Annotated in this window: 7 protein-coding genes; all 7 read right to left on the reverse strand. The window is 48.9% G+C overall.

Translation table 11 applies throughout. The features are described from left to right. Window positions 1–2: 2 nt before the first annotated feature. Window positions 3–1,151: a serine hydrolase domain-containing protein gene (locus tag Pan54_RS08725; RefSeq protein WP_146503112.1), complete on the reverse strand. Its 1,149-nt coding sequence runs from the start codon at window positions 1,149–1,151 to the stop codon at window positions 3–5. 69 nt (window positions 1,152–1,220) lie between these two features. After that, a complete protein-coding gene (locus Pan54_RS08730; protein ID WP_146503113.1) occupies window positions 1,221–1,556 on the reverse strand; it encodes an STAS domain-containing protein in 336 nt (111 codons plus the stop codon). Between the two features lie 130 nt (window positions 1,557–1,686). Continuing rightward, window positions 1,687–4,677 carry a valine--tRNA ligase gene (locus tag Pan54_RS08735; protein ID WP_146503114.1) on the reverse strand — a complete coding sequence of 997 codons (2,991 nt, stop codon included), beginning with the start codon at window positions 4,675–4,677 and terminating at the stop codon, window positions 1,687–1,689. A gap of 117 nt (window positions 4,678–4,794) precedes the next feature. Beyond that, window positions 4,795–6,372, reverse strand: a complete 1,578-nt coding sequence (cimA, locus tag Pan54_RS08740) for a citramalate synthase (protein ID WP_146503115.1) — start codon at window positions 6,370–6,372, stop codon at window positions 4,795–4,797. A gap of 340 nt (window positions 6,373–6,712) precedes the next feature. Beyond that, complete coding sequence (locus Pan54_RS08745) at window positions 6,713–8,482, reverse strand: DUF4340 domain-containing protein (RefSeq protein WP_165441677.1); 1,770 nt, start codon at window positions 8,480–8,482, stop codon at window positions 6,713–6,715. 142 nt (window positions 8,483–8,624) lie between these two features. Then, window positions 8,625–11,372, reverse strand: coding sequence for a Gldg family protein (locus Pan54_RS08750; protein ID WP_146503117.1), 2,748 nt, complete (start codon window positions 11,370–11,372; stop codon window positions 8,625–8,627). A gap of 115 nt (window positions 11,373–11,487) precedes the next feature. Further along, on the reverse strand, window positions 11,488–12,192 hold the full coding sequence (locus tag Pan54_RS08755; protein ID WP_242631262.1) for an ABC transporter ATP-binding protein: 705 nt from the start codon (window positions 12,190–12,192) through the stop codon (window positions 11,488–11,490). Window positions 12,193–12,405 lie beyond the last annotated feature (213 nt).

Here is a 12,405-nt window from a genome sequence, read left to right on the forward strand (position 1 = left end):
TGTCAATTTCCAGATTGCGATGTTCGAAATTTACGGCAAGAAGCCTGAATGACAGTATGAACCATATTGGATAGCTGAACTAATTTCACGCGTGATTGCGAACTTGGTTTAGTCGTACAGATGACCGCAGCCGAGTTGGTATCCAGATCGATCCACATCAGGCATCCCGTCGCTCCCCAATGACCGATTACATTTTCCGGAAGTGTATCCCCAAATGTTTCCGGATGAGCTTTCCAGTTATGTCGCCAACCGAGTCCCCAACTGCGGTAATTCTTTTCGCGTTCGGACATCTGCTCGAAAAAACTCAACTGTGGTTGATACGCTTCCTTCAACGAAGCTGAGCTGAGAATCGTGCCTGCTCCACGCTGAATCTTGGTCATTTCCACGCAAAACTTGAGCATATCAGCCGATGTGGACAACATCCCTCCCCAGGGTGCACCCAGGCTTCGCCAGTAATCGCTGTTCCAGTTGCCAGTCAACTCGAGTTGTTCTTCAGGGAGATCGACATCGACGACTCGATTCAGTAAAGCGGTCGAATTTGCAGAAGCGGGAATGCCAAGAAAACTATTATTCATCCCCAGTGGAATGAAAATCTGCAGATGAATGAATTCTTCCAGTGACAGTCGGGTTAACTTCTCAACCACCTTGGCCAGAACCAGATACCCCATGCTTTGATAGCGTGAACTGGTGCCGGGAGGATAATCGAGCGAGACATCAATAACTCGCTGATAGAATTCATCGAGTGTTGCCTGCTGATCACGAAGCTCCAGGTTCTCTGGAAGTTGATCCGGCAAACCGGATGCGTGGCAGAGAAGTTGGCGAATGGTAATTCGACGTTTTTCACCACGATTCCATTCTGGCAAAATCTCCGAGAGCCGCTGGTTCAACGAAAGTTTCCCCAGTTCGACCAGTTTAAGAATAGCGGTCGCAATCACAGGTTTTGTTAAAGAGGCGATCAAAAAAAGTGAGTCGTCATTCAGTTCCGCATCCTGTCTCTGTCTTCCCATCTGCAAAACGGGAGAGGATGTCTCACAAAATGCCTGCAGCGAAATTGCAGAAAACTTGTCGTTTGTCACCAACTTTGAAATCATCGATTTCAAATAGGACCACTCTTCGAGTTCTTCCCATTGTTCTCGACTGAATGACATCATGTCTGCCTGTCGTTATAAAGCTCTTTCAGCAACTGATATACAGGGAATCTCTCTGGAGGGTAGAGCTATTCAGGCTTGCGGAATTTCGACTTCGTGAACTTCGATGATCGTATCGAGTTTGGTAATTTCCAGAACATCGCGAACATCATCAGACGGATTGTAAATGTGCACGGTCACTCCCAGATTTCGCATGGCTGCGATCAATCCGAGTGTGCCGCTGGGAATCAATTTCACACCGGTCAGATCAAATGCCAGGACTTTACAATTATGTTCCTTGATCACCTTGACCAGTTCATCCCGGCATTCCGCCAGATTCAAATTCGCAACAGCATCCTGGCCGCCAAAGCCAACAACTGTCAATTCCCCAGCCTGATAAATCGTTAAACAACCCGCTTGATAAGCCATGGAACGCCTCACTCTTCAAAGGATTAACTTCCCTGATCTTTATGACATCGAAAGATCGAAGCTGTGATTCCAGCTGAACGCTTCTCGCCCCCTGAGCATAATTAGCAAGGGGGTAGTAGCTTAGATCAGATTATAACATCTTCTTGAGTTGTGCAATCACTTCTTCGACACTCTGAAGCTGACTTTGCAAATTCGCCAAAGTTTCACGAACATTGTTGACAACATCATCGGGAGCATTACTGACAAACTTTTCGTTGCTCAACTTCTTCTCATGTCCAGAAATAAAGCCCTTGAGTTTTGATGCTTCCTTCTCCTGTCGTTCCAGTTCTGCTTTCAAATCGACAACGCCTCCCAGTGGGATATAACCATCGATCTCTCCAATTGTAAAACTGGCAGAACCATCTGGACGAGTCACCTCAGCCCCGGCTGCTTCCAAAACAGTTTTCGCCAGATTTTCAAATTGACCAGAAACCGAATTCATATCATTCGCAATCGCTTCACTGGCACGCATACGTAAGGTGAGAGGGGTCCCGGGAGGAATTCCATAGACCGCTCGAACGTTACGAACTGCGATAACGGAATCACGAAGACGCTCAAACCGGCCTTCAAACTCGGTATCAATCCACTCCTTGGGCAACTTCGGCCAGGCAGCAATCATCGCGGCTTCTTCAGCTGGCATCGGTTCTGGAATGCCCCGTTCCGGAGCCAGTTCGCCCAGTTTCTGCCAGAGTTCTTCCGTAACAAAGGGGACGAAAGGAGAAAGGAGTCTCAGTAATGAATCGAGAACCGCAACCAGAACTCGTTGAGCCTCGGCTTTCTGATCTTCGCTTCGCAAGCGAGGCTTGATCATTTCCAGATACCAGTCGCAGAATTCATTCCACGTGAAATCACGAACTGTGCGGGTTGCCATATCGAACTGATATCGTTCCAGGCAAGTCGTAACTTCGGCAGCGGTCTGAGAAAGTCGGCTCAAAATCCAGCGATCTTCCAGCGGCAATGTTTTGATGTCAATTTCACCAGGCGTGTAGCCCTCCAGGTTGAGCATGGCAAATCGAGTTGCATTCCAGAATTTATTGCAGAAGTTCCGGCCATACTCGAAGCGTTCGGAAACCATTCTCGCAACCGGCTCCCCCTCATCCGGCTCAAAGTTCGGACTCGTATACTGCAATTCCCGCTTACTCCTCGGAAACTTGACGCGGGGCTTCTCACCATCGACAGGTTTGGCTTCCGTATGAAACTGCTCCTGAGGAATAACTTCACCCGTTTCCGGATCCTCATAACCAACCGGCAATTTGACGTCTTGAGTTTCCCCCGCCAGAGAGGCGAGCGTAAAGCGGACGGCATCGGTTCCGTATTTATCGATCAGATCCATCGGATCGACGCCGTTGCCTTTTGACTTCGACATCGTACGACCGAAACCATCGAGAATTTTCGGGTGGATACAGACGTGCGAGAACGGAATGTCTTCCATGTTGTAAAGCCCCGTCAAAACCATACGGGCAACCCACAACGTAATGATATCGCGACTTGTGACCAAAACATTGCCCGGATAGAAGTAATCCAGAACTTCATTTTTGCCAGATGATGATTCCTGTGCTTCTCCATTTAAAGGAGGATTCTGCTCGGTGTTCGGCCAGCCTAAAGTAGCGTGAGGCCATAGGGCGGAACTGAACCAGGTATCGAGAACGTCCTCGTCCTGACTCAATTCATGTTCAGGCCCAAGAGCATCGGCTGACAAATCGGTTTCCGCACAAATCAACCAGCAGGAGTTCTCAGCATCATGGGTGTAGCTAACATCCTCTCGCCCAGCAAAGATTTGCTTTAACTCATCTTCGGTACAGGTCTCGCAATACCAGATCGGAATCCGATGACCCCACCAGAGTTGACGACTGATGCACCAGTCCCGTTTTTCTCCCAACCAGTCCAGATATGTTTTGGAATAACGCGAAGGAAAAAACCGAACACGATGATCCTCAACAGCATCCATCGCCGATTGAGCCAGCGTATCCATTTTAACGAACCATTGATCCGACAAATACGGCTCAATCGGCGTCTTCGAACGATCGCTATGTTTGAGCGGAATCGATCGCTCTTCAACGGCTTCAAAATAGCCGAGTTTCTCCATCTCAGCGACGATTTCTTTGCGGGCAGCGTAGCGATCGAGTCCCTCAAACTGACCGCAAATCTCATTCAATGTCCCATCAGGATTCAGAATGTTGATCATCTCGAGCTGATTACGCAGTCCACACGCGTAATCGTTGGGATCATGCGCAGGTGTGACTTTAACGCAGCCGGTTCCGAGATCTTTATCGGCCAGTAAGGCATCGGCAATAATCGGGATTAATCGACCGTTCAGCGGAATGAGAACATTCTTCCCAATCAAATGCGTATAACGTTCATCGCTCGGATGAACACACATGGCAGTATCGCCCAGCATGGTTTCTGGACGTGTGGTCGAGAATGAAAGTTTTTCGCCAGTCGGATTTCCCTGATCATCGACAACCGGATAATGAAACGTCCAGAAGTGACCAGCAATTTCCTCCGGATAAACTTCATCGTCGGCGACTGCTGTCTGCAGATAGGCATCCCAGTTGACGAGCCGTTTGCCTCGAAAGATTAATCCATCGCGAAACAATTTCAGGAACGTCTTACGAACGGCAGCCGAGCAAACTTCATCGAGCGTGAAGCGAGTTCGACGCCAGTCGCAACTTGCACCGAGTTGCTTTAACTGATTGAGAATCCGCTTCTCATAGGAATCTTTCCACTTCCAAATCCGATTGACCAACGCTTCGCGACCGATGTCGTGCCGAGTGAGGCCTTCCTGTTCCAGCATGCGACGTTCAACAACCGCCTGTGTCGCAATGCCCGCATGATCCGTCCCCGGCATCCATAAGGCGGAATAGCCCTGCATCCGTTTCCAGCGAGTCAACAAGTCCTGCAGGGTCCCGTTTAAGGCATGTCCCATATGCAACGCCCCGGTGACGTTCGGCAGGGGAATCATAATTGTATGCGGCGGTTTTTTGGGGTCGGGATCGGCATCGAAATACCCACGCTCTTCCCAAATTTGAAACCACTTGGATTGAACATCTTTCGGTTCATACTGCTTTGAAATTTCAGCCATCAATATCACGATCAATAATTATTGAGTTAGTTTTAATTGTAGGGTGCATCTTGACGCACCTTCCGGCGGGTGCCTTTGCTGGCTCGCCCATTACTGTTTGAGTTCTTTAAAATAGGATCACTTTGCCGGTTCAAATTCACCATCATCTTTATAGAGCTTGTATTCGACACTATCCACAAGAGCCAGCCAGCTCGCTTCGATAATATTTTCACTCACGCCAATCGTGCTCCAGACCTCTTTATTATCTTTACTTTCGATCACCACTCGCACCTTGGCTGCGGTTCCACCGGTCGAATTGATGACTCGCACTTTGTAATCGACGAGCTGAAGTGTTTCGAGGGCCGGGTAGGCAGGGATCAATGCCTTTCGCAGAGCATTATCGAGAGCATTCACCGGGCCATCTCCCTCGGCAACAACGTGCTCAGTATTCCCATTAACCTTTAATTTGACAGTCGCTTCGGTCTGGGGATCATGAGCAGAATCCGTTTCGACATTGACCCGATAATGGAGTCTTGCGAACTTCGGCTCGTAAGTCTTGGCAACTTTCTTGATCAGCAAATCGAACGAAGCTTCTGCTGCTTCGAATTGATAGCCTGCATACTCCAGCTCTTCAACGCGAGCCAAAATCGCCTTCATCAATTCGGCATCCTGGTTCAGATTATACTTCGTCGTTTTGGCGACGATATTCGAACGTCCCGACAATTCACTCACCAGAATTTTGCGATTATTTCCGACGACTTCAGGAGTGATATGCTCATAACTGGAAGCCAGACGATTGACCGCGTGCACGTGCATGCCCCCCTTATGGGCAAAAGCACTACTGCCAACAAATGCCTGATTGGATCGGAAATTCATATTGGCCAGTTCATAAACGTATCGCGAGAGTTCGGTCAGATGTTCGACCGAACCTTCGTGCAAGGCCTGATAATTTTTCTTGAGGACCAGGTTTGCAATTGCCGAAACGAGATCGGCATTCCCACAACGCTCACCGATCCCATTGATTGTTCCCTGTACCTGAACTGCCCCTTCGTCAATGGCACGAATTGTATTGGCGACCGCAACATCGGAATCGTTATGGCAATGAATTCCCAGCGGGGCTTTAATGGCGCCCTTAGCTGCTTTGACGGCTGCTGCGATTCCTTCGGGAAGAGTCCCCCCGTTCGTGTCACACAGACAGACCAGTTCCGCTCCTGCTTCTGAAGCCGCCTGGATGGTTTTCAGGGCGAATTCAGGATTGTGTCGATACCCATCAAAATAATGCTCGGCATCATAAATGACCCGTCGTCCTTCGGCGACAAGATAAGCGACAGAGTCGCGGATCATCGCCAGGTTTTCGGCTTCATCGACCCGCAGAATTTCCGTCACATGCAAGTCCCACGTCTTTCCGACGACTGTGCAAACAGGCGTTTTTGCATCCCGCAAAGCAATCAAGCCCAGATCGTCCTCGGCTGCGATCTCCTTTTTGCGAGTCATTCCGAACGCAGTGATCTGAGCATGTTTCAGATCCATGTCCTGCACATGCTGAAAATACTCGGCATCCTTCTGATTGGCCTGAGCGAAACCCCCTTCAATCAGATCGAATCCGAGTTCATCGAGCTTGGCGGTAATCATCAGTTTATCTTGTAGGGAGAAATTGACACCTTCTCCCTGACTGCCATCGCGAAGTGTCGTATCGTAGATCTGGATTCTGGACATAAGATTGATTCTAGAATATTTCAAAAATGATTTATCCGCGTTCTGCCTGAGCGAATTCTACGTGTTAATTAATAATTGCACATGCGAAGGCACCCCGCATTTCAAAATGCCTCGATCTGTGGAAATAAAAAAATCCTCTCAGGTGAGTGACCTGAGAGGATTATGAAAGCATTATGCGATCCCAGCGTCACCTTAATAAGGCCCGGTAATAATCACGCCAATAATGATCACATGGAAATTCAACATGAGAGTGTCTTACTGATTCAGACAAAACGACTTGGTTTATTTGACATACTTTATGTCCTGACCCCAAAAAGGTCAAACGGTTCACGCAATTTCTCTACTGAGAGGATGTCGTGGCCGGTGCAGGTGTCGAAGTCGACTCTGCGGGAGGTGTTGTTTCCGAGGTTGAAACCGGTGGAGGAGTACTTGTGGTTGCTGGAGCCGGCATGGCCGGAGTCGAAGTTGTGGCTGCAGGAGCAGGAGTTGCTTCCGTTGGAGCTGGCATTTCGGGTTTTGTCGAGGTTCCAGCAGGAGCAGGAGTCGATGTTGTCTCTTCGGGAACGGGAGTTGAATTCACAGGAGCCGGCATTTCCGGTTTCGTCTCCGTTGATGTTTCCGGAGCCGGTTCTTCAGCAGGAGCCTTTTCCTCGACTAAATCGGCTCGTCCTTTATTCAAACGATCGAAACTGGCTGCGTCAATCACGTAATACCAGTCGGCAAAACGGTCATTGAGCTGATCGACAAGTTTTCTGGCATCTTCAAGTTGTTTCTTATGCTCTTCAAGATCCCGTTCGTATTGCTTCAATGCAGCCTCATAAGCGGCTTGCTTATCATCGGTTATCTCAGCGGTCTCTGTTTCAGATTCCGCTGCGTCGCCATCAGCAGGCTCAGGGCTCGCTTCTGTTTCCGATTCCGCTGGGGGGACCGGTTTCGTAGGAATTGCACCAATTGCATCGGGATCAAACTGCACAGAAACAAACAGATAGCGGCTCTTTTTTGATCCACTTTCATCGGCAGGTTTTGAAGGCTCCTCGGTTTCCTCTTCATCCTCACTCTGGGCAGAGCCAACTTCAATATCGAATTCATCACCCGTGAATAAATCGCCGAATCTCAGCACATATTTGACGCCAGAATTCGTTAGAGCCGAGAGCTCTCCTTCATTGGAGTATAATTCTAAGCCTCGATCTTCAGTCGGCACTAAATAGTACCCTCGGCTATTCAACTCGCGTTGAGTACTCCGACTCGGTGTCACATCCCCGGTCATTCGCAAATCCCCCCGCAGACCTTCCGGTTTGGGGCGAACACCGATAATTTTCAGCCCATCAAGAGCCGTCACCATGGCATTGACTTCTGACGATTTTAATTCCTCTTTTGCGGGATCCAGACCAGCCATTGTCCAGGGATCAGAATCGGAAGCTCGCGTCAGGATCACATCGGAACCGGCTAAAATACGACCGTTAAGTACATCGACAGAATGATCGTGAATCTCAAGTTCTCGAAGTGAGGCAGGTTCAATGATGAGCAAATCCGGTTCAATCCAGTCGCCAAACTTGGTGGTCAGATCAATTTTCAGATTGGTGATATAAGTGATTTTATCATCCGGCTTTCGCACATAATATTGATCCGTCTTATCAGGAACTTTGTTGCCGATAATCAGATCGACTAAAGCAGTATCACCCTTGGTCAAGGTGAGGCGATCACCACGACCTTTCAGGGAATCTTTGTCATCCGCTAAGGGATCGACAACGCCCAGTCGGGCAAAGTCGAGTTCAGATTCACCTGCAACCGCTCCACGCTCCACGCCAACAAGTGAACTGGCAGTTTTCGACAACTGTTCGGCTCCATCAGCGGGGTAGTCGTAATGGGAGGGAATTCTCCACTCGTTACCCACACGGCTGACCTCAAAAGGCTTAATCACAGCGGTCTCATCATCGAAGACAATCACCCGCACGCCGGTCGCTTCAGTGGGATCGGTAAACTCCGGGAAAAACTTTTCACCCACATTGGCGGCCACATTGACATTCATTTCTGCCGAAGGCATGCCATTCCAGATGGCTAAAGTGAGCGTTACAACGGCAACGACAACATAAATTAATGTTCGAGTCATACTGTTCATCAGAAACTCAACCTCTTATGGGAATCATGACCTGGTTCACTTCTCATTTTCAGTTCACTGAGAAATTGGATCCGAACACTGGTCCTCTAAATTCGATATAGGAAACTTGAAAAATGCTTCTAGAAAATTTGCTCTAAGCTCGCTTAACCCGTCGTTCATCGATAATCATGCGACGTTCATTGCGAACGCGGGAAAAACCGATGATCAAACCGAGAAGAATCGCTGGAAGTGGCGGCAGCACAATCGCCCAGAAGCGGAACTGTCCTTTGACGGCAGCGATTTCCCGTTCTGAACTCGCTTTAATCGCCTGGATTTGCGCTTCCGATTCTCGTTCAATATCGACGGTGTCGACTTCCACCTTACGGCTCAATGCCGACTGCAACATCTGAATTTCACGGAGTTTTGCCAACTCATCCATAGACGTATCTTTTTCAAGTTCGGCAATTTTATCCCGCAACTCCTGATTCGCATCGGCTAATCGTTCTTCTTCAGCCTCACGAGCAGCTTTCTCTGCGGCACTTCGTTTTTCCACAGCTCCAGATGTCAACGTTTCGACCCAATCGAGTGTACGGGATTCGTCCCGACGATTTCTCAGTGAGATGAAATCTTCCTCACCGGCCAATGAATCGACGCAGTTCAAGACGAACTTGATGTTGTCGAGTTTCATCTCGATGCCGAGAGCCTGAATGCTTTGTCGTTCTGCCAGATCGAAAATTCCATCGGAAATTAGATCGATATCCGCCACAAAAATCGCATTGATGACGGGGTTTTTACCAGACTCTTTTTCATCCGCTTTCGATTTCACTCGTGCTGCTACGACGTGGCTAAATTCATCATTGTCGCGACGGGGATTATTATTGAGCGTCATTCCAAATAGTGGATTTCGAATGATCAGATTATCAAAATTCAAGATCCCGGAATTCGCCGCTCCCGATCGCAGCAGAGGTGTAAATTCCATAGTTTCACTCTCTCGCGGAACAACTGTTCCCGAGTAGTAAATCAGCATCTGCTGCAATCCGGCTGTCGTCTGATCGTCGGGATTGAAGGCATCGCGAGCCTTTCTTTTATCGTAGACGAACACGGCTTCCGGCCCGAGCATATCCTCAATTTTCGGATATGGAGAATCGCGATCAAAAACGATTTCTCCATTCTCCCAGACAACTTCCATTACACCCAGCAGTGAGGTTAATTTACCGCCATCGGCTTTTGGTTCACTCGGAGCCTGCTGACCCATCATGCCACCACCTTGAGGCGGTTTCTCCATGCGAGGAGCCATATTAATGTTGAACATCGGCATGGGGTCATCAAAGATCAATGTCGGATTTCCTGTGGCCACATACGTGACCAGGTTTTCCAGTTGTGGCTCTGTCAGCGAAGAAGGCAGGATCGCCAGCAGGACGTCGAATTTGGATTCATCAATTGGAGAGTCTGGAGAAATCTCTTCAATGTTATATTGCTTCTTCAACTCTGTCACGATCCTCCATTCCGGTTGGCTACGGAACGTCGCCGAGTCAAATCCACCAGCAACACTGGCATCGGTTTTCAAAATGCCGACCGTCAATCGGGTTTCGCGGGAAACAGTTCGCAGAGAGCGAGTCAGTTCGTATTCCACTGAATTCCCTAAATCGAAAAAGGGAATGACCACTTCATCCAAACCACTGCTGATTCGCACGCCCATGAAGATCTCTTCGATTTTGATCTCTCCATTGCGTTCTGTCTGCACAGATCGTGAAGTGATTCCCAGTAATCGAGCCTGTTCGGCTTCTTCACTGAATGGCTCCACATTTGTGATGCGAACATTGATTTTCGAACCGCCACGATGAGCCAGTTCGCGTAAGGTGCCGATCAGATTCTGATGCACAGCTGAGTATTCTTCTGGAACCTGAGGACTGACAAACGCCTGAATCGTCACAGGTCGCTCGGCATCAAGCTCCTTAATGACTTTCGAGGTGACCGAAGAAAGCGTGTACAGACTTCGTTGCGTAAAATCGAAACGGCTGACCGAGCCAATGGCCAGAGTTGTAATGCTCATCAGAGCAATCGCCAGAGAAATCGAGCGGACCGAGAACTGCCAGCCCATTGAGTTGTTCTCTTCGCCTGTGTTCCAATGTCGTCGGGAAATGACCACATAATTCAGATACAGAAACAACCCAATCAACGAGAAGAAATAAACTATCCCGGCCAGCGGCAGAATTCCAAGAGCAAAATCACTCAGGTGATGACTGATGGTAAAAACATCCATCGCTCCAGCCTGAGGAATGATCGCTGCAACGCGTTCGGAAGACATACCAAATGTTCGCAGAAACGCAGCCACTCCTGATGTCACAACATTCGCAACCAGAGAAATATAGACGGGGATGCAGCAGAAGATTGCCCCCAGCACAAACGCAACCGCTGAGTGACTCGTTAATGCGGAAGCGAGCATCCCGGCACTGATCAGCGACGCACCGGCTAGCCAGTATCCGATGTAGGTTGTGAATTGAACGCCTGGGTCGGGATTGCCGATCACACTGAGCATGATCAGGTTCGTGCATGAAAATAGTAAACCAACGGTGTAAACAGCCAGAATGGCCAGATACTTACCGATTAGAATCTCAAGATCGGTCGCTGGCATCGTGAACAGCAACTCATCCGTCCCCATTTTCCGTTCATCTGCCCAGCAGGTCATCGTGAGAGCCGGGATTAGAAAAACGAGCAGAGCCGGAAAGTTGGATGTCAGTTGGTCGAGTGTCGCATGATTACTGGCGAAAAAATCAGCCGAAAATGCCAGCGAGGCAGCGATCACCACAAAGGCGACAATAACGACATAGCCCAGAAGACCGGAAAAAAAACCTGCCAGATTTCTGGAAAAGACCGCGTGTATTACATGTCCGCGAATCATCGTGTGTCCTACTCCTCTATTTGAGAGAGACTCTAGAATAGTCTCATATTGAATTATCAGTTGTAGGTCGGACACTGCCCGACCTACAGGATTCTTCTTAAATACGCTTGAGGTCTCAAGCCGTCAATTCTCGGAATCGATCTTCCAATTCGGTGACCCCATTCGCTAATTCTTCAATCGGTCCATCGAGAATGACGCGACCGTTGTTAATCAGAATTAAGCGACTGCACATCGCCTGGACTTCTGCCAGAATGTGCGTTGAAAGCAGAATTGTTTTCGATTCGGCCAGACTGAGAATCAATTCGCGCGCCTGGTGCGTCTGATTCGGGTCGAGACCGCTGGTTGGTTCATCCAGAATCAAGACTTCGGGATCGTGTAAAATCGCCTGAGCCATGCCGACACGCTGGCGAAATCCTTTGGAGAGTTTCCCGACTGGCTTCTCCCAGACCGTTCCCAGCGAACATCGATCAACGACATAATCGATTCGGGCAGCAGTATCACCGGCTGACATCCCGCGAATACGAGCACAGTATTTCATCATCGCTTTAGGCGTCATTTCCGCATACAGCGGGCCGTTTTCCGGCAGATAACCCAGCATTTGAGCCGCTTCCAGACGATCCTCAAACACATCGTATCCGCCAATGCTGGCTCGTCCGCGTGTTGGGGACAGGAAGCCCGTCAGCATTTTCATGGTCGTTGATTTCCCGGCTCCGTTCGGACCCAGAAAAGCAGCGACCTGGCCGCGGGAGACGGAAAAGCTGACATCCGTAGCCGCAATGAATTCGCCGTAATATTTCGTCAGTCCCTGTGCGGAAATCATTGCCTGTGCATCTGCGTTCTTTACCGCAGGCTGGTCCGACGCTGAATTCGTTACACTGTTCATCAGGATTGATTACTCCAATTTGTAAACGCAAAAATAAAAGCCGTCATTTCAATTTTGAAATCACTGTAAATCTGACAGAGAAATTCCATACGTGAGAAATACAGCTGACTTTCTATACATATCTATCGCCTCAATCATGAATCATCAAGG

The organism is Rubinisphaera italica (assembly GCF_007859715.1).
GTDB lineage: Bacteria > Planctomycetota > Planctomycetia > Planctomycetales > Planctomycetaceae > Rubinisphaera > Rubinisphaera italica.